The 17177-nt window shown below is 71.5% G+C and carries 18 protein-coding genes; 9 read left to right on the top strand and 9 right to left on the bottom strand.

Going from position 1 to position 17177, the window contains the following annotated elements:
- Positions 1–35: 35 nt before the first annotated feature.
- Together ACFZ8E_RS10430 and ACFZ8E_RS10425 are read right to left on the bottom strand one after the other, a co-directional pair.
- Positions 36–950 carry a manganese catalase family protein gene (locus ACFZ8E_RS10430; protein WP_147728870.1) on the bottom strand — a complete coding sequence of 305 codons (915 nt, stop codon included), beginning with the start codon at positions 948–950 and terminating at the stop codon, positions 36–38.
- Between the two features lie 332 nt (positions 951–1282).
- The gene (locus ACFZ8E_RS10425) at positions 1283–2566 is read right to left on the bottom strand and encodes an O-acetylhomoserine aminocarboxypropyltransferase (RefSeq protein ID WP_147842567.1); all 1284 of its coding nucleotides are present in this window, start codon (positions 2564–2566) and stop codon (positions 1283–1285) included.
- Positions 2567–2856: 290 nt separating this feature from the next.
- Between ACFZ8E_RS10425 and ACFZ8E_RS10420 the strand changes: the two genes are divergently transcribed.
- From ACFZ8E_RS10420 to ACFZ8E_RS10400, 5 genes are all read left to right on the top strand, one after another.
- Positions 2857–4488 carry an ABC1 kinase family protein gene (locus ACFZ8E_RS10420; protein WP_405042736.1) on the top strand — a complete coding sequence of 544 codons (1632 nt, stop codon included), beginning with the start codon at positions 2857–2859 and terminating at the stop codon, positions 4486–4488.
- Positions 4489–4768: 280 nt separating this feature from the next.
- A complete protein-coding gene (locus ACFZ8E_RS10415) occupies positions 4769–6070 on the top strand; it encodes a sensor histidine kinase (protein WP_147727306.1) in 1302 nt (433 codons plus the stop codon).
- Positions 6071–6153: 83 nt separating this feature from the next.
- Complete coding sequence (locus ACFZ8E_RS10410; RefSeq protein WP_147842565.1) at positions 6154–6480, top strand: YnfA family protein; 327 nt, start codon at positions 6154–6156, stop codon at positions 6478–6480.
- A gap of 75 nt (positions 6481–6555) precedes the next feature.
- Positions 6556–6942, top strand: a complete 387-nt coding sequence (locus ACFZ8E_RS10405) for a response regulator (protein ID WP_147727304.1) — start codon at positions 6556–6558, stop codon at positions 6940–6942.
- Between the two features lie 89 nt (positions 6943–7031).
- Positions 7032–8324 carry an O-acetylhomoserine aminocarboxypropyltransferase/cysteine synthase family protein gene (locus ACFZ8E_RS10400; RefSeq protein ID WP_147727303.1) on the top strand — a complete coding sequence of 431 codons (1293 nt, stop codon included), beginning with the start codon at positions 7032–7034 and terminating at the stop codon, positions 8322–8324.
- A 58-nt stretch (positions 8325–8382) separates the two neighbouring features.
- Here ACFZ8E_RS10400 and ACFZ8E_RS10395 read toward each other — a convergent pair whose 3' ends face one another.
- The 3 genes from ACFZ8E_RS10395 to ACFZ8E_RS10385 form a co-directional block, all read right to left on the bottom strand.
- On the bottom strand, positions 8383–8661 hold the full coding sequence (locus tag ACFZ8E_RS10395; protein ID WP_147727302.1) for a DUF2312 domain-containing protein: 279 nt from the start codon (positions 8659–8661) through the stop codon (positions 8383–8385).
- A gap of 126 nt (positions 8662–8787) precedes the next feature.
- A complete protein-coding gene (locus ACFZ8E_RS10390; RefSeq protein ID WP_147727301.1) occupies positions 8788–9096 on the bottom strand; it encodes a DUF1244 domain-containing protein in 309 nt (102 codons plus the stop codon).
- Positions 9097–9169: 73 nt separating this feature from the next.
- Positions 9170–9937: an N-formylglutamate amidohydrolase gene (locus ACFZ8E_RS10385; RefSeq protein ID WP_243950507.1), complete on the bottom strand. Its 768-nt coding sequence runs from the start codon at positions 9935–9937 to the stop codon at positions 9170–9172.
- Positions 9938–10148: 211 nt separating this feature from the next.
- On the opposite strand from ACFZ8E_RS10385, the gene ACFZ8E_RS10380 reads away from it, so the two are divergent.
- From ACFZ8E_RS10380 to ACFZ8E_RS10365, 4 genes are all read left to right on the top strand, one after another.
- The gene (locus ACFZ8E_RS10380; protein WP_147842562.1) at positions 10149–11456 is read left to right on the top strand and encodes a glycerate kinase; all 1308 of its coding nucleotides are present in this window, start codon (positions 10149–10151) and stop codon (positions 11454–11456) included.
- A gap of 18 nt (positions 11457–11474) precedes the next feature.
- Positions 11475–11903, top strand: coding sequence for a DUF1036 domain-containing protein (locus ACFZ8E_RS10375; protein WP_243950505.1), 429 nt, complete (start codon positions 11475–11477; stop codon positions 11901–11903).
- Positions 11904–12025: 122 nt separating this feature from the next.
- Positions 12026–13462: a pyruvate kinase gene (gene pyk / locus ACFZ8E_RS10370; protein ID WP_405042735.1), complete on the top strand. Its 1437-nt coding sequence runs from the start codon at positions 12026–12028 to the stop codon at positions 13460–13462.
- A 78-nt stretch (positions 13463–13540) separates the two neighbouring features.
- A complete protein-coding gene (locus tag ACFZ8E_RS10365) occupies positions 13541–13654 on the top strand; it encodes a DUF1737 domain-containing protein (protein ID WP_210246734.1) in 114 nt (37 codons plus the stop codon).
- Positions 13655–13768: 114 nt separating this feature from the next.
- On the opposite strand, the gene ACFZ8E_RS10360 is transcribed toward ACFZ8E_RS10365, so the two are convergent.
- The 4 genes from ACFZ8E_RS10360 to ACFZ8E_RS10345 form a co-directional block, all read right to left on the bottom strand.
- A complete protein-coding gene (locus tag ACFZ8E_RS10360) occupies positions 13769–14776 on the bottom strand; it encodes an alpha/beta fold hydrolase (RefSeq protein WP_243950504.1) in 1008 nt (335 codons plus the stop codon).
- Between the two features lie 5 nt (positions 14777–14781).
- Entirely contained in the window at positions 14782–15396 is a 615-nt protein-coding gene (locus ACFZ8E_RS10355; RefSeq protein ID WP_243950502.1) for a tetratricopeptide repeat protein, read from the bottom strand.
- A 110-nt stretch (positions 15397–15506) separates the two neighbouring features.
- Complete coding sequence (gene ykgO / locus ACFZ8E_RS10350; RefSeq protein WP_003601867.1) at positions 15507–15632, bottom strand: type B 50S ribosomal protein L36; 126 nt, start codon at positions 15630–15632, stop codon at positions 15507–15509.
- A 183-nt stretch (positions 15633–15815) separates the two neighbouring features.
- Positions 15816–17177 carry an HlyD family type I secretion periplasmic adaptor subunit gene (locus tag ACFZ8E_RS10345; protein ID WP_147844513.1) on the bottom strand — a complete coding sequence of 454 codons (1362 nt, stop codon included), beginning with the start codon at positions 17175–17177 and terminating at the stop codon, positions 15816–15818.

Here is a 17177-nt window from a genome sequence, read left to right as displayed (position 1 = left end):
TCGCGGGAGCGCCGGCCTCGTCGTTCGACCTCGGATCAGCGGCTCTTCTTGTAGAGCTTGCTCGCGATCTCGAAGATTTCCTCGGGCGCGTAGTCGGGGGCGAAGGCACCGTAATTGCCGTCGAGCTCCGGGATCTTGCCGCCCTCGGGGTGGCCGTCGACGATCTCGAGCTGGCCGGGCGGATCACCCGGCAGCGCGACCTCGTCGTTCGACCAGACGCCGGCAGCTTCCGCATAGTCGTTCGGGCTGAAGGTGTAGAGGCGGCGGTGGCTGCCCTCCTGCAGGTACTTCTGGCACTCGGGGATCTTGTCGAGCACGATATTGGGCGTCGGCAGCATCTTCTCGATCTCGACGCCGGTGAGCTTCTTCAGGGCCAGCGCGTAGGCGTGGGCGTGGACCGAGCCGCGCACCAGCAGGTAGCCGCAGACCTCGCGACCGGTCGGGTCCGTCAGGGTCTCGTAGACGCGCAGCTTGTGCAGGCGGGCGCCGCATTCCAGGTGGAAGTTGTGCAGCAGGTCGATGATCAGGTTACCGGTCGTCGTCACCATGTCCATGTTCCAGGACGCGGCGTTCGAGTTCATCGGCATCGCGCCGCCGCCGTTCGATAGGAAGCTGCCGGCGAGCCGGATGTCCTTCATGTCCTCGAAGGGCGCCTTGGAGATGTCGACGTCCTTGGTGTCGTCGCCGGGGCCGTTGTTCAGCATCGAGACGCCGGTCGAGACCAGCTCGACGTGGCCGAGCTCCTCGGCGAAGATGCTGGAGACCAGGCTGTAGAACGGACGCAGCTTGGACTTGTTGCGGAAATTGAAGCTCTGGAACATGTAGTTCCCGAGGGTGGACATCTCGCCGTACTTGCCGCCGAGCAGCTCCTGCAGGGCCGCAGCGGCGTTCGGATCGGGTCGCTTCGGCTGCGGAAGCTCGGCCTGCAGCTTGTCGATGCGCATGAACATGGGTTGGGATCCTTATCGCCGGAGCGCCGGGACGTGTTGGTGCTACCGCCGAGCGGCGCCCTTGTTCCTGGCGACGGACCGATAGCCGCGCATCGCAACCGCGCGACGGCGAGCCCGGCCCGCGCCGGCGTCCGGACTTTCGGCGGCGTCCGGACCTGCATCCATGGATTGCATAGCGTGGCGGATGCGGTCGCGCGGACGGGCACGGCGCGCCGCCATCCTGCTCGCGGATCGCCGTCTCGCAGACCGGGCCGGACCCGTCGGCGTCACGGCGGCCGAGCCTCCAGCCGCATCGTGCCATCGACGCGGGCGGGAGGCCGGCGCGGGGCCGGCTAAGCGCCGAGCGCGCCGTCGAGGTCCTCGATCAGGTCGGCCGGATCCTCGAGGCCGATCGAGAGGCGGACCACCTCCGGCCCGGCGCCGGCCGCGGTCTTCTGCGCGTCGGTGAGCTGGCGGTGGGTGGTCGAGGCCGGGTGGATCACCAGCGAGCGCGTGTCACCGATGTTCGCCACGTGAGAGAACAGCTGCAGGTTGCCGACGAGCTTCACGCCGGCATCGTAGCCGTCCTTGAGGCCGATGGTGAAGACCGAGCCGAAGCCGTTCGGCGTGTAGCGCTTGGCGAGCTGGTGGTAGCGGTCGGTCTCGAGCCCCGGATAGCTCACCCACGACACCGCGGGGTGGCCCGCCAGGTGCGTCGCGACGGCCATGGCGTTGTCGCAGTGGCGCTGCATCCGCAGCGGCAGGGTCTCGATGCCGTTGAGGATCAGGAAGGCGTTGAACGGCGACAGCGCCGGCCCGAGGTCGCGCAGGCCGAGCACCCGGATGGCGATGGCGAAGCCGAAATTGCCGAAGGTCTCGGCCAGCACCATGCCGGCATATTCCGGGCGCGGCTGGCTCATCATCGGGTAGCGCGCGTCGCCGGCCCAGGGGAAGGTGCCGCCGTCGACCACGAGACCGCCGATCGAGTTGCCGTGGCCGCCGAGGAACTTCGTCGCCGAGTGCACGACGATGTCGGCGCCGTGCTCGAACGGGCGGATCAGATACGGCGTCGCCATGGTGTTGTCGACGATGAGCGGGATGTTGTGGCGCTTGGCGATCTCCGACAGGGCGGCGATGTCGGTGATGACGCCGCCCGGGTTGGCGATGGACTCGCAGAAGATCGCCTTGGTGCGCGGCGTGATCGCGCGCTCGAACGAGGACGGGTCGTCGGTGTCGGCCCAGACCACGCTCCAGCCGAAGTTCTTGTAGCTGTGGTTGAACTGGTTGATCGAGCCGCCGTAGAGCTTGTTGGCCGCGATGAACTCGTCGCCCGGCTGCATCAGCGCGTGCATCGTCAGGAACTCGGCCGCGTGGCCGGACGACACCGCGACCGCCGCGGTGCCGCCTTCGAGGGCGGCGATGCGCTCCTCCAGCACGGCGTTGGTCGGGTTGGTGATGCGCGAGTAGATGTTGCCGAAGGCCTGCAGCCCGAACAGCGAGGCGGCGTGGTCGACGTCGTCGAACACGAAGCTCGTGGTCTGGTAAATCGGCGTCGCCCGTGCGCCCGTGGCCGCATCGGGGCTCGCGCCCGCGTGGATCGCGAGGGTGTTGAAGCCGGGCAGCCGGTCGGTCGTCATGGGTCTCTCCTCGGCCGGGTCGTTCGGGCACGATCACGTTCGCGCCAGCGCTGGCACGCGGTTTACGCTTCCCCGCCGCGGCGGTGCAAGGCGCCGGCCTCCGTCACGGCACGGCTCGGCCGCCTGTGATGGGGAGGCGCAGCCGCCGGATGCGGGAAGGCGCGCCCGTCCGGGCCGAAGCGCCGCAGCCCTCCGATCCGAGACGGCGCGGTCTCCGACCCTAAAAAAGACCCGATGCTCGTGCTGTCCGGGCACCTTCCCTCGTCGCCCCGCACGGATCGATCCGCTCTATGCTGAAAACCGCCTTCGTTGCCGCGCGCGACCGTCAGCGGCTGTCGGAGATCGCCTCGATCCTGATCGGCTTCGGCGTCAACAAGGTCGTGGACCGGCTCGGGCTGCGCTACATCCCGATCCTTCCGCGCCGCAAGCCGAAGATCGACGTCACCCGCCTGTCGGAGCCCGAGCGCCTGCGCCGCGCGATCGAGGCTCTGGGGCCGACCTTCATCAAGTTCGGCCAGGTGCTCGCCAGCCGTCCCGACCTGCTCTCGCCGATGTGGACCGAGGAGCTGGCCAAGCTCCACAGCCAGGTCTCGCCGGTCTCCTGGGAGACGATCCGCCCGCAGCTGGAGGCCGACCTCGGGGCGCCGCCGCAGGAGATCTTCGCCGAGTTCGACACCAACGCGATCGCCTCGGCCTCGATCGCCCAGGTCTACCGGGCCAAGCTGCATTCGGGCGAGGACGTCATCGTCAAGGTGCTGCGCCCGGGCCTGCGCAAGATCATCGACGCGGACCTGCGCCTGATGGCGCACGGCGCCCGCATCGTCGAGACCGAATGGCCGGACATGGCCCGCTACCAACCGGGCGAGCAGATGCGCCACCTCGCCGCCGGCCTGAACGGCGAGCTCGACCTGATGAACGAGGCGCGCAACTGCGAGTTGCTCGCTTCGCTGTTCTCCGACCGCGACGACATCGTATTCCCGAAGATCCACTGGGAGTGGTGCTCCGAGCGGGTGCTGGTGCAGGAATTCATCCACGGCATCCCCCCGAACGACGAGGCGCGGCTCGCCGCCGCCGGCGTCGACAAGAAGCTGCTCGCCCAGAAGGGGACCGACGCCTTCCTGAAGATGGCTCTGATCGAGGGCGTGTTCCACGCCGATCCGCACCCGGGCAACATGCTGGCGATGTCGGGTAACCGGATCGGATTCATCGATTTCGGCATCATCGGGCGCCTGTCGCAGAAGCGGCGCAACCAGCTGCTCGTGCTGATCGGCGCGATGCTGAAGCAGGACGCCGACGGGCTGATGGCGGTGCTGCTCGACTGGACCGGCTCAAGCAGCCCGGACCTGACCCGGCTGGAAGGCTCGGCGCAGGCCTTCGTCGAGAGCCATTCCTCGATCCCGCTCAACCTCGGGTTGGTGCTCACCGACTTCATGACCATGGCGCGCGAGAACGACCTCGCGATGCCGACCGACCTTGCGATCCTGTTCAAGGGCCTCGTCACCGCCGACGGCGTGATGCGCCACCTCGATCCGAACTTCGACCTTTTCGCCGCCGCCGGCCCGACGGTGCGGGCGAGCATGCATACGCAGTTCTCGCTGACCGGGCTGAAATCCAAGGCCGAGGCGCTGGGCGTCGGCCTCTACGGCGCCGCCTCGGAGCTGCCGACGCTGATCCACCTGATGCTGGTGCGTCTGAAGCAAGGCCGCGTCACCGTCGAGATCGAGGTGAAGGGCCTCGACAAGGTCACCCGCGGCATCGAGCGGGCGGCGGCCCGCGTCGCGGTGGCGCTGGTGGTCGCCGCCTTCGCCACCCAGCTCGCGCCGCGCCTGATCGACCTCGGGACGCCGGTCTTCGTCACGATCGGCCTGGTCGTGTTCACCCTCGGCGTCGGCTGGCTCGTGCTGCTTGGACGGAAGAAGTGACGTCCTGCGCGACGGCCTAGACTTGTATCCGTTCCGGTCCGGTCGGCTTGACTACAATCGTGCCTTGCAGGCCCGGGCCGATATGCTAGCGTAATTCCGCCCACCGAATCGTGAGGATGCGGGTGGGGCGCGGCTCAGAAGCGGATTCATTCGCCGGTCGCGCTCCGCGTCTCGACGTCGCGTCGCCACGCCGCGCGTTTCGCGGGTCGATACGCCGTCGCACGCCTCGCGGACACGCCCGCCGGCGCCGCGCGACGGTCGTCGAAGGGGAGCTTGTGCGATGGACACGGGCGCGAGTTGCAAGATTTCCGCCTTTCAGGCCACGGTCGCCGACCGGCGGCTCTCCGCCCTCGAGGCGGAGAACCACCATCTCCGGGCGTTGCTGAGCGAGGCGAGCCGGCAGGCCGACGCGGAAGCCGAACGCAATGCGCGCCTCGGCCGGATCGTCGTCTCGGAACGCGGTGCCAGCCGCATCGAGGCACGTCGGATCGTCGCCGAGGCGGTGCGGATGCGCGCCGAGGCCGAGAGCACCGTGGAGCATTGCCGGCGCGACCTGGCGCGCGGTGCCGCCCGCCTCGCCGGCGCCGAGGAGCTGAACGCGCAGCTCCGGGCCAGCGAGGAGTTCAACCGGCGCATCCTCTGGACCACCACCGACTTCGTGAAGGTGCTGGACCTCGACGGCCGCCTGATCACCGTGAGCGAGAACGGGCCCGCGGTCCTGGGCGTCGAGACGTTCGCCGGGCTCGTCGGCCGGGCCTGGATCGACTTCTGGTCCGCCCCCGACAGCCGTGCCGGCATCCGCGACGCCCTCGATGCGGCGCGGGCCGGGCGGCCGTGCCGGTTCCAGGCGGTGCTGAACGCGGGCGCCGCGCCGACCTGGTGGGACATCGCGGTGACGCCGATCGACGGCGCCGACGGCCGCCCCGAACGCATCCTCGCGGTGTCGCGCGACATCACCGACCTCAAGCGCAACGAGGCGCGCCAGACCCTGCTCATGCAGGAGCTTGCGCACCGGGTGAAGAACACCCTCGCCCTGGTCCAGGCGGTGGCGACGCAGACCCTGCGCAACGCCCCCTCGCTGGAGGAGGCTGGCCGGGCGCTGGATGCCCGCCTCGTGGCGCTGGCCCAGGCCCACGACGTGCTGGTTCAGGGCGCGTGGTCGAGCGCCTCGCTGTCGGGCCTCGTCGCCGGCGCGGTGGCGCTGCACGGCGACGGGGTGCCCGGCCGCTTCACGGTGAGCGGTCCCGACCTGACGCTCGCCGCAGGCCACGGCCTGACCCTGGCGCTGATGCTGCACGAGCTCGCCACCAACGCCGCCAAGTACGGCGCGCTCTCGACCGGCGCCGGCCGGGTGGCGATCTCCTGGGCGATCGACGAGACGGAGCCGGATGCGCGCCTCCGCTTCCGCTGGGAGGAGATCGGCGGTCCGCCGGTCGCGCCGCCGACGCGGACGGGGTTCGGCACGCGCCTGATCGCCCGGTGCCTGAGCCACGATTTCGGCGGCGCGGTCGCGCTCCGGTTTCCGCCGACCGGGGCGGTGCTGACCCTGGAGGCGCCGCTCGCCTCGGTCGTCGCCGCCTGAGGCACCCCCGCCGGGGATCCGGCGCGACGCCCAGACGGGCGCCGCCCATTGGCGATCGCCGCCGGGCGTGAGAGAGGTCGCGGGTGTCCACGCTCCTCGTCTACGTCGCGGCCGGCCTCTGCGAGATCGCCGGCTGCTTTGCCGCCTGGGCCTGGCTCAGGCTCGGGCACTCGCCGCTCTGGCTCCTGCCCGGCGCCCTCGCGCTTGCCGGGTTCGCGCTGCTGCTCACCCGGGTCGAGGCGGAGGCCGCCGGGCGCGCCTACGCCGCCTACGGCGGCATCTACATCGCGCTCTCGCTCGCCTGGCTCTGGCTCGTGGAGGATCGCCCGCCCGACCGCTGGGACCTCTCCGGCGCGATGATCTGTCTCGCCGGCGCCGGCCTCATCCTGTGGGGGCCGAGGCCGGCGTGAGCGCGCGCCTTGACGAGGCGGACACCGGGGAATAGGCCCCGGTGCTGGTGTTCAAACACAGTGTCCGCAGGCCTGATGACCGACAGCCCGACAGATCAACCCGTCGTTCTCCTGGTGGAAGACGACGGCCTTCTTCTGATGGAAGCCGCCGACACCCTCGCCGATGCGGGTTTCACGGTTCTCGAAGCGAGCCATGCGGACAAGGCGCTGAAGGTTCTTGAGAATCGCGACGACGTTCAAGTTCTGATGACCGATGTCGACATGCCGCAAGGCTCGATGGACGGTTTCGCGCTGGCCCGCCTCGTGGCCGACCGCTGGCCGGCGATCCCGGTCCTCGTCGTGTCCGGCATGGGCACGCCCGGCCCCTACGACATGCCCGACGGCGCCCGCTTCATCCCGAAGCCCTACGAGCCCAACACCCTGGTCCGGACGCTGCGCTCCTTCATCCACCGCGCGGCCTGAGCCCACGCCCGCAGGCCCGACGGGCCCTGCCCGCGGTTGCCCCTCCCCCGGTCCGCCGTGATAGGGCATGGTCCCGTGGACCGAGTTCGATGACAGACACGCCGAAGACGCCCCGATTCGCCACCCAGGCGATCCATGCCGGTGCCAGCCCCGACCCGGCCACCGGCGCGCGGGCGCAGCCGATCTACTTCACCAACGGCTTCGTGTTCGATTCCACCGAGCAGGCCGCCGACATCTTCAACATGCGCCGCACCGGGTTCTCGTACTCGCGCGGCTCGAACCCCACCGTCGCCGCCCTTGAGCGGCGCGTGGCCGCGCTCGAGGGCGCGAAGGCTGCCATCGCCGTGTCCTCGGGGCAGTCGGCGCTGCTGCTGGTGATGCTGACGCTGATGAAGAGCGGCGACGCCTACGTCGCCTCGCCGCGCCTGTTCGGTGGCTCGCTCGGCCTGATGCGGCGGCTCGACGGGCGCTACGACCTGAAGCCGCTCTTCGCCAAGGGCCTGACGCCGGCCGATTTTGAGGCGGCGATCACGCCGGAGACCCGGGCGATCATCTGCGAGTCGATCGTCAACCCGTGCGCCACGGTGATGGACATCGCCGGCATCGCCGAGGTGGCCCGGCGCCACGGTCTGCCGCTCGTCGTCGACAACACCCTCGCCTCGCCCGCCCTGATCCGACCGATCGAGCACGGCGCCGACATCGTCGTGCACTCGACCTCGAAGTTCCTCGGCGGCTCCGGCCAGACCATCGGCGGCGTGATCTGCGACGCCGGCCGGTTCGACTGGACGAGGACCGACCACTACAACCTGATCACCGGCGCATGGCCCGACTACGACGGCCTCGTCATCACCGAGCGCTTCCCCGACAACCCGTTCGCCGTGGCCTGCCGCCTGTTCGGCCTGCGCGACCTCGGCCCCGGCCTCTCGCCGATGAACGCGTTCCTGACGCTGACCGGCATCGAGACCCTGCCGCTCAGGATGGCGCGCCACTGCGCCAACGCGCGCACGGTCGCCGCCTACCTCAAGGACCATCCGGCCGTCGCCTGGGTGAGCTATCCGGGCCTGCCCGGCCAGCCCGGCGAGGCGCTGGCGCAGCGCTACGTGCCGCAGGGGCCGGGCTCGATCTTCACCTTCGCCCTGAAGGGCGGCGAGCCGGCCGCGCTGACGTTCATCACCAGCCTGGAGCTGATCTCGCACCTCGTGAACATCGGCGAGATCAAGTCGCTGGCGATCCATCCCGCGACGACGACGCACCGCCAGTTGCCGAAGGACGAGAAGGAGGCGGCCTGCGTCGGCCCCGACACCGTCCGCCTGTCGATCGGCCTGGAGAACGTCGAGGATCTGATCGCGGACATCGCGCAGGCCCTGGCCCAGGTGGGCTGAAGGTCGCCTCGGACGTTGCGGCATGCTCGACAGTGGTCGAGCATGCCGTCGCGAGCCGTCAGACCATGCCGAGCGCCTGCATGTAGAGCTCGAGGATCGCCTCTTCCTCCTGGCGCTCGCTGTGGTCCTTCTTGCGCATGCGCAGGATGGTGCGGACCGCCTTCACGTCGAAGCCGCGGCCCTTCAGCTCGGCCATCACTTCCTTGATGTCGCCGGCGATGCCGCTCTTCTCCTCCTCGAGGCGCTCGATGCGCTCGATGAACGCGCGAAGCTCGTCGGCGGCCACGCCCTCGGATGATGACACGTCGCCGGGGGTCGGCATGGCATGCGCGTTCATGGTTCTCTCCTGTCCTGCCCGGTTCGTAGGGGAGTAAACTTACCGGGAGCTTAGCCGGAGCGACCCGCGCAGCCCCGCCGTGGAACGCGTCGCCGCGGCCGTTCGGTACGGCTCCGTCGCGGACGTTCAGTGCGGCTCCGCCGCGGATTTGGCGAAGGCGGCCTGCTGCTCGGGGCTGGCCTCGGTCTGGTACTTCGCCTTCCATTCGGAGAACGGCATCCCGTAGACCCGCTCGCGGGCCTCGTCCTTGGTCAGGCCGAGCCCTTCGGCGTCGGCCGCGTCCTTCATCCAGTTCGACAGGCAGTTCCGGCAGAAGCCGGCGAGGTTCATCATGTCGATGTTCTGGACGTCGGTGCGCGCCTGGAGATGCGCCACCAGGCGCCGGTAGACCGCCGCCTCGAGCTCGGTCTGCGTCTTCGGATCGATCTCGGTCATCGGCCTCTCGCGCTGTTCGTAAATGATCCGCTGGAGGTCGGCGCGGGCCGCGCCCGAGTCAAGCGTGCCCGCGTCAAGCGCGACCCTTCATCAGCGGGCGGAGAAGCCCAGCGAAGCGCGCGGCCCATTCGCCCTGCCCGGCCTCGGCGGCGATCAGGTCCTGGCGGATCTCGACCAGCGCATTGGCCAGCCCCCGCGCGGTGGCGTGCCGGTCGATCGTGTCGCCGGGCAGGCCGCCGCCGTAGGGCTCGTTGTCGCCCACCGTCAGCCCGGCGGGGTCGGCGCGCAGGCCCGCGATCAAGGGCGCGCTGAGGCGCTCGTCCCGGTCGTAGAGGATGCCGACCTCCCAGGGCCGGGGGACGCCGCGCCAGAACGGGGTGAAGCTGTGCATCGTCAGGAGCATCGGCGGGCCGGCCGCGGCGTCGGCCGCCGCCACCGCGGCATCGATCGCCCGGTCGAACGGATCGTAGAAGCGGGCGATGCGCGCCTGCTTGCCGGCCTCGTCGATCCGCGCGTTGCCGGGCACCACCGCCCCGTCCGAGAGCCGCATCACCAGCGTCGGGTCGGCCCGGCCGCGGTTCGGGTCGATGATCAGCCGCGAGAAGTCGGTGAGGATCGCCGGCGCGCCGAGCAGCGCCGCGAGCCGCCGGGTCACGCCCGCCGCCCCGATGTCGTAGGCGATGTGGCGCCGGAACTCGCCCTCGGGCAGCCCGAGCTCGATGTCGTCGGGCACGTGGTTCGAGGCGTGGTCGCAGGCCAGGATCAGCCCGCAGGCGGGATCGCCCGGGATCGTCTCGACCGGGTGGGGCGGGTGTCGCGCGAGGCTGTGGGACAGGGGCACGGGTCCGGTTCGGTTCGCGGAGGTTGGGAGGTCTTGCCGTCACGGCAAGGCTCGGGCAGAGCACGTATCAAGGATCGTGCGCTCACGGCAAGAAACGGCCACGGCAAGAAACAGGCCCGTCGCCCAAAGAGCCCGTCGCCCCTGCCCGCACCCGCGGGTCGCGGAGGCGAGGACCGCACGAACGAGGAAACGACGCGCGAGACCCTGACCGATGACGCCTGAGATCGACCCCGCCACGCGCGCCCTTCGGACCCTGCTCGACGGCTTCCTCGCCGCGGCGATCGAGGCCGCCCACCCCGATACCTGCCTGCCGGCGCACCTGCCGCCGCCGACCCCGGGCCGGCTGATCATCCTCGGCGCCGGCAAGGCGGGGGGAAGTATGGCGGCGGTCGCCAGCCGGTTCTACCGCGAGCAGCACGGGCTCGGCGACGACCGCATCGTCGGCCTGGCCGTCGCCCGCCACGGCTACGGGCAGGACGCGCCCGGCATCCGCATGGTCGAGGCCGGCCATCCCGTACCGGACGAGGCCGGCATCGCCGCGACCCGGGAGGCGCTGGCGCTCGCCACCGCCGCCGGCCCCGACGACGAGGTGCTGGTTCTGCTCTCGGGCGGCGGCTCGGCCAACTGGATCGCGCCGGCCGGCGACCTGACGCTGCCCGAGAAGCAGGCGATCACCCGCGCGATGCTGCGCTCGGGCGCGCCGATCGGCGAGATCAACACCGTGCGCAAGCACCTCTCGCGCATCAAGGGCGGCCGCCTCGCGGTGGCTGCGCGCAACGCCCGCTCGATCCTGACGCTGGCGATCTCCGACGTGCCGTTCGACGATCCCGCGGTGATCGCCTCCGGCCCGACCGTGCCCGATCCGTCGACGCTCGCCGACGCCCGCGCGATCTGCGAGCGCCGCGGGATCCCGCTGCCCGAGACCGCGATCCGCCTGCTGAACGACCCGCTGAACGAGACCCCGAAAGCCGGCGACCCGGCCTTCGCGCGGGCCGAGTACCGCATCGTCGCCCGGCCGATCGACGCGCTGGAGGCGGCGGCCGCCGCCGCCAAGGCCGCCGGCTACGAGCCGGTGATGCTCGGCGCCGACCTCGAGGGCGAGGCCCGCGAGGTCGCGGCCGAGCACGCCCGCATCGCCCGCGAGATCAAGGCCTCGGGCCGCAAGGTCGCGCTGATCTCCGGCGGCGAGCTCACCGTGACGATCCGCGGCGAGGGCCATGGCGGGCCGAACCAGGAATACGCGCTGGCGCTCGCCATTGCGCTCGACGGCGAGACCGGGATCGCCGGCATCGCAGCCGACACCGACGGCACCGACGGCGGCCGCGGCGAGGCGACGGACCCGGCCGGCGGCCTCGTCGACCCGACCACGCTGGCTCGCGCCCGCGCCGCGGGCCTCGATCCGGCCGCGATGCTGGCCGACAACGATTCCACCCGGTTCTTCGCCGAGATCGGCGACCTGGTTCAGCCCGGCCCGACGAAGACCAATGTCAACGACTGCCGCATCATCCTCGTCGGCTGACTTTTTTGGGAGTTTGCGTTGCGGCTTCTCGTGATCGGCGCGGCGCTCGGGCTCGCGCTGCTCGGCGCCTCGCCGGCCCGCGCGGACCTGCGCCTGTGCAACCTCACCTCGAGCAAGGTCGGCATCGCGTTGGGCTACCGCGACCCGCAGGGCTGGGTCACGGAGGGCTGGTGGGACCTGACGCCGAAGGCGTGCGAGACCCTGCTCAAGGGCGCCCTGGCCGCACGGTTCTACTACGTCTTCGCCGTCGACTACACGCGCGGCGGCGAGTGGAGCGGGCGCTCGCTGATGTGCACCCGCGACAGCGAGTTCACCATCCGCGGCGTCGAGGACTGCCTCGCCCGCGGCTACGACCGCAACGGCTTCTTCGAGGTCGACACCGGCGAGCAGAAGAGCTGGACGATCCAGCTCTCCGACCCCAACCAGCCGGCCGCACCGCAGCCCTGATCCCCCCGCCCCGCCTTGACGGGGCAGCATGACCGGTGCTTCTGGCCGCATGCCCGTCGTCACGACTTCATGATGTTCCGCCAAGGGGCACGCGGCGGCAGCGATGTGCCCCAGGAGGCCCGATGAAACGTTCACGCCGCACGAAGATCGTCGCCACCCTCGGTCCGGCTTCCGACTCGCCGGAGATGATCGCGAAACTCTTCCGCGCCGGCGTGGACGTGTTCCGGCTCAACATGAGCCACCTGCCGCGCGAGAAGCTGCCCGAGAAGGTCGAGGCGATCCGCGCGGTCGAGCGCGAGTTCAAGCGCCCGATCGGCATCCTGGTCGACCTCCAGGGCCCGAAGCTCCGGCTCGGCGCCTTCGCCGAGGGGTTCGCGATGATCGAGAACGGCGCGAGCTTCGTCCTCGACGGCGACCCGACGCCGGGCGACGTCCACCGCTGCTACCTGCCCCATCCGGAGATCCTCTCCGCCCTGGAGCCGGGCCACTCCGTCATCATCGACGACGGCAAGCTGCGCCTCACCGTCACCGAGGCGAGCGAGACGCGCGCCGTGACCCACGTCGAGGTCGGCGGCCGCATCTCGAACCGCAAGGGCGTCTCCCTGCCCCACACGGTGATCCCGCTGCCTGCGATGACCGACAAGGACCGCTCGGACCTCGAGGCCGGCCTCAACGTCGGCGCCGACTGGATCGCGGTGTCCTTCGTGCAGCGCCCCGAGGACGTGGCCGAGGTGAAGAAGGTCTGCGCCGGCCGCGCCCTGGTGATGGCCAAGATCGAGAAGCCGCAGGCGCTGACCCGGCTCGACGAGATCATGGAGATCTCCGACGGCGTGATGGTGGCCCGCGGCGACCTCGGCGTGGAGATGCCGCTGGAGCAGGTGCCCGGCGTGCAGAAGCGCATCACCCGCGGCGCCCGGCGGATGGGCAAGCCCGTCGTCGTCGCGACGCAGATGCTCGAATCGATGATCACCGCCCCCGTGCCGACCCGCGCCGAGGTGTCCGACGTGGCGACCGCGGTCTACGAGGGCGCGGATGCGGTGATGCTCTCGGCCGAGAGCGCGTCGGGCGCCTTCCCGCTCGAGGCGATCGGCATGATGAGCCGCATCGCCGAGGAGGTCGAGCGCGACGCCCTGTACTGGTCGATCATCCGCGCGCAGAACTCGACGCCGGACCACACCGCCGCCGACGCCATCGCGGCGGCCGCCCACCAGATGGTCGACGCGCTCGACCTCGAGGCGATCATGGCCTGGACCCATTCGGGCTCGACGGCGCTCCGGCTCTCGCGCGAGCGCCCGAACGCCACGGTGATCGCGCTGACGCCCAAGCGCGAGACCGCGCGCCGCTTGGCGATCGCCTGGGGCACGCACCCGATCGTCACCAACGATGCCAGCGACGTGGATGACATGGCCTTCCGGGCCGCGAAGTTCGCGGTGCGCGAGCGCTTCGCCGAGGTCGGCGACCGCGTCATCGTGGTCGCCGGCGTCCCCTTCGGGACGCCGGGCGCGACGAACCTCGTGCGCATCGCCTTCATCACCCGCGAGCACGCCGCGAAGGCGTGATCGGCCGCTCCGTCCCGTTCTTCGGCGGGACGGAGCGGCCGCCGCTCGCCCCGGCGGCGATCGTAGCGAGGCTTCCCGATGACGTCGCAGCCACCCGACGGCCTCCCGGCCTATCGCCTGCCGACCGGCAAGGACGACGCGGCGTTCCGTCGTCGCGTGTCGGACGCCCTCGCCCTCGGCCAAGTCCCGTAGGGATCGTCGGCGGCGACCTTCAACGGCATCCACGTCGTCGTGGCCCGAGCCGTCGTCTGGCCTTCCGCGTCGCGCTGACGGCCGATCCGACCGCCGACCGGTCCACGCGGCGCCTCAGGGCGCGACCGGGGCGGCCTCCGGCGCGGCGACCCGCTCGGCCATCTTCGACACCGCGTCGACCAGCGCCTGCGTCGACACCCACGGCACCATGTGGCCGATCCCCGGCAGCTCGACGAGGTCGGCCCCCGGGATCGTGCGGCTCAGGGGTTCGGCCTGACTCGTGTTGCCGACGGCGCCGTCGGCATCGCCGGTGACGATCGTCGTCGGCACGCGCAGCGATTTGTAGCGCGGCGCCTGCGCAGCGAGGGCTGCGGGGAGCGCGACCAGGTCCTGCACGCTGGCGAGCAGGGTGGCCGGGCGCAGGACCAGGGCGGCCCGGCTGCGGTCGACGTAGCCCTCCGCCACCGGCTGCGGCTGGAACACGTTGCGCGCCGCCGTCTCGAGGAAGCGCAGGCCGATGGGCGGGCCGAGCGTCCGGCTCAGCAGCCATGCCACCGGCGGCTGGAGCGCGAGGCGCCAGTACCAGGCCGGGGTCCGCGCCTCGCGGAACGGCAGCGCCACCGGCGCGACCAGCACCAGCCCGGAGACGCGCTCGGGATGGTCGAGGGCGAGGCTCAGCGCCAGGGCGCCCGCCCAGGAATGGCCGAGCACGATCGCCGGGCCGACGTTCATGCGCTCCAGCGCCTCGGCGATGGCCGCCCCCTGGACCGCGGGGGCGGCGGCGTCCCCGCCCGAGAGCCGGTCGCTCCAGCCGAAGCCCGGCCGGTCGAAGGCGACGACGCGAAAACCCTGCGCGGCGAGCGCCCGCCCGACGCCCTCCATCGGGTCGGAGGCGTTGGCCGAGGCCCCGTGCAGCAGCACGACCGTGGCGCGGGCCCCGGTCTCGGGGCCGGCCTGGATCGTCGCGAGGCGGCCGCCGGCGACATCGACGAACGGCCCTTCCGGGGGATGCTGCGCCGAGACCCGGGCGGTGATGATCAGCGTCGCCACCGCGCCCGCGCCGAGGACGGCGCCGATCAGGGCCGCGACGAGGCCGAGCAGGCTCGCGAGCGCGAGGATCACGGCCTTCACAGGTCGCGACCGTCGACCTCGGGTGACAGACGCTCCATCGCGTCCTTGAGCTTCGGCATGCGCGGGTAGATGGCGATCGCCCGGCGATAGGCGTTCATCGCCCGCGCCTTGTCGTCCATCGACAGGTAGATCCGGCCGAGGGCCGCCCAGGCCTCGAAGTGGCGCGGCTCCAGCACCAGCGCACGCTGCAGGTCGGCGATCGCCGATTCCCTGTCGGTCAGGAGCCAGAACACCGTCGCGCGCCGGTTCCAGCCCTCGGACCAGGCCGGCTCGATCGCGGTGGCGCGGTCCATCAGCTCGGCGGCCAGGGCGAAGTCCTGTGTGGTCATCGCCTGGCGGGCGCGATCGGTGAGGAGGTCCACGGTGGCGCTGCCGGACCGGTCGAGACGGCGCTCGATCAGGGTCGCGACGCCCTTCGCCTCGGCGTCGTCCTCGGCGTTGCGGAGACGCTCGTACAGCTCGTTCAGGCTGGCGGCGAGCTTGCGGTCCTGCGCCTTCGGCTCGGCGGCGGCCGGCGGATGGCGGTCCGGATTGCCGGGCGGCGCCGCGGCGGCGGCCGTCGAGACGGTCGCGAGCAGGACGAACAGGAGCGGTCGAGCGATGGGCGCCATGCGGGGAGCTTGGTCCCCCCGCCCGCCGGCGTCAACGCACGGGATGCCGCGCGGCGGGGGCGGTCGCGCCGCCCGGTCGGGCATCCGTCGGGGACGGATGCCGCGACGCCTCAGCCCTGGCGGGCCTTGAAGCGCTTCTGGGTCTTGTTGATGACGTAAACCCGGCCCTTGCGGCGCACGAGCTGGTTGTCGCGGTGGCGGCCACGGAGCGACTTGAGGGAGTTGCGAATCTTCATCGGTCTTGCACGCGGCGCGGGTCGGACCGGCCGTCCATCGAAAGGGTGTCGGGATCGCACGCCCTCGCGGGCGCACGGCGATGGCGGCGGACGCATCGCGGAAAGAGCGGGCCCCATATCAGGATTCGGCCGCACGAGGCAAGGCACCGCAGCGAAGCATCGCGCAGGGCCGTGCCCGCGTGCCTACTTCTCGCGCCAGGCTTTGGCGACCTGGTCGGCGAGCGGCTTCATCAGGTAGCTCATCACGGAGCGCTCGCCGATCTGGAGGAAGGCCTCGACCGGCATGCCGGGCACGAGCTGGACCTCGCCCAGGCGCTCGCGCTGGGTCTCGGGCACGCGGATGCGGGCGGTGTAGTAGCTCTGTCCGGTCTTGGGATCGGTCGAGACGTCGGCCGAGACGCGGCTCACCGTGCCGTCGATCTCGGGCGTGGTGCGGCTGTTGAAGGCGGAGAACCGCAGCACCGCACGCTGCTCGCGGCGCACGCTGTCGATGTCCTGGGGCGGGATCTTGACCTCGACGGCGAGCTGGTCGGCCGTGGGCACGATCAGCATCGCCGGCTCGGACGGCGTCACCAGCCCGCCCACGGTGTGGACCGTCATCTGGTGGACGGTGCCGTCCTGCGGGCTGCGCAGGTCGATGCGCTTGAGCTGGTCCTCGGCCGCGACCCGCTTCTCGCGCAGCTCCGAGCGCTTGCCGCGGATCTCGGCGAGGTCCTTGCCGACCTCGGTGCGCATGTCGCCGTCGACCTGCAGGATCTGCAGCTCGGTCTCGGTGATCTTGCCCTTGGCCGAGGCGGTCTGCGCGACGAGCTGGCCGCGCTCGCCCTGGAGCCGGGCGGTCTCGCGCTCGAGCGCCGTGACGCGCGAGAGCGGCACCAGGTTCTTGGCGTAGAGCTCGCGCACCCCCGTCAGCTCGGTGAGGATCAGCGCGATCTCGCGCTCCTTGGCGTTGGCCTGCTGGGTCAGGCCGCCGATCTCCTGGCGCAGCTGCTCGATGCGCTCGGAGAGCTGCGCCTTCTGCCCGGCGCGGCCGGCGCGGCGGGCGGCGAACAGGCGGGTCTCGCCGTCGACGAGGCGGGCGACCGAGGGGTCGGCGTCCCGGCGGCCCAGCAGCTCGGCGGGGAAGGCGATCGTCGGGGCGTCGTCGCGCTCGGCCTCGTCGCGGGCATGGCGCGCGTCGAGCTCGTCCAGCGCCCGCAGCACGATGTCGAGGTTGGCCCGGGTCTGCGTCTCGTCGAGGCGGATCAGCACGTCGCCGGCCTTGACCCGGTCGCCCTCGCGCACGCGCAGCTCCCCGACCACCCCGCCGGTGGGGTGCTGCACCTTCTTGACGTCGGACTCGACCACGAGCTGGCCCGGCGCGATCACCGCGCCGGCGATCTCGGTGAAGGTGGCCCAGCCGCCGACGCCGACCACCAGCACGGTGCCGAGCCCCAGGCTCAGCGCGAGGTGGCGCCGGATCGAGGCCCGGGCGCGGGGGCGCGGCGGCAGGGGGGCGGCCGGGACGGCGGCGATCGGGCCTGCGAGGATCACGGGGTCGGCCAT

Source organism: Methylobacterium sp. HMF5984, from assembly GCF_045033435.1.
Lineage (GTDB): Bacteria > Pseudomonadota > Alphaproteobacteria > Rhizobiales > Beijerinckiaceae > Methylobacterium.
Note: the sequence above shows the minus strand (reverse complement) of the source record. Positions and strands in the feature narration are given on the sequence as shown.

What these genes read in the sequence shown, in the direction of transcription:
- pyk (WP_405042735.1), top strand. Translation starts at nt 12,026, where the DNA reads ATGAAACGTTCACGCCGCACGAAGATCGTCGCCACCCTCGGTCCGGCT.
- ACFZ8E_RS10395 (WP_147727302.1), bottom strand. Translation starts at nt 8,661, where the DNA reads ATGAACGCGCATGCCATGCCGACCCCCGGCGACGTGTCATCATCCGAG.
- ACFZ8E_RS10345 (WP_147844513.1), bottom strand. Translation starts at nt 17,177, where the DNA reads ATGGCCGACCCCGTGATCCTCGCAGGCCCGATCGCCGCCGTCCCGGCC.
- ACFZ8E_RS10420 (WP_405042736.1), top strand. Translation starts at nt 2,857, where the DNA reads ATGCTGAAAACCGCCTTCGTTGCCGCGCGCGACCGTCAGCGGCTGTCG.
- ACFZ8E_RS10400 (WP_147727303.1), top strand. Translation starts at nt 7,032, where the DNA reads ATGACAGACACGCCGAAGACGCCCCGATTCGCCACCCAGGCGATCCAT.
- ACFZ8E_RS10415 (WP_147727306.1), top strand. Translation starts at nt 4,769, where the DNA reads ATGGACACGGGCGCGAGTTGCAAGATTTCCGCCTTTCAGGCCACGGTC.
- ACFZ8E_RS10365 (WP_210246734.1), top strand. Translation starts at nt 13,541, where the DNA reads ATGACGTCGCAGCCACCCGACGGCCTCCCGGCCTATCGCCTGCCGACC.
- ACFZ8E_RS10405 (WP_147727304.1), top strand. Translation starts at nt 6,556, where the DNA reads ATGACCGACAGCCCGACAGATCAACCCGTCGTTCTCCTGGTGGAAGAC.
- ACFZ8E_RS10355 (WP_243950502.1), bottom strand. Translation starts at nt 15,396, where the DNA reads ATGGCGCCCATCGCTCGACCGCTCCTGTTCGTCCTGCTCGCGACCGTC.
- ACFZ8E_RS10380 (WP_147842562.1), top strand. Translation starts at nt 10,149, where the DNA reads ATGACGCCTGAGATCGACCCCGCCACGCGCGCCCTTCGGACCCTGCTC.
- ACFZ8E_RS10430 (WP_147728870.1), bottom strand. Translation starts at nt 950, where the DNA reads ATGTTCATGCGCATCGACAAGCTGCAGGCCGAGCTTCCGCAGCCGAAG.
- ACFZ8E_RS10390 (WP_147727301.1), bottom strand. Translation starts at nt 9,096, where the DNA reads ATGACCGAGATCGATCCGAAGACGCAGACCGAGCTCGAGGCGGCGGTC.
- ACFZ8E_RS10425 (WP_147842567.1), bottom strand. Translation starts at nt 2,566, where the DNA reads ATGACGACCGACCGGCTGCCCGGCTTCAACACCCTCGCGATCCACGCG.
- ykgO (WP_003601867.1), bottom strand. Translation starts at nt 15,632, where the DNA reads ATGAAGATTCGCAACTCCCTCAAGTCGCTCCGTGGCCGCCACCGCGAC.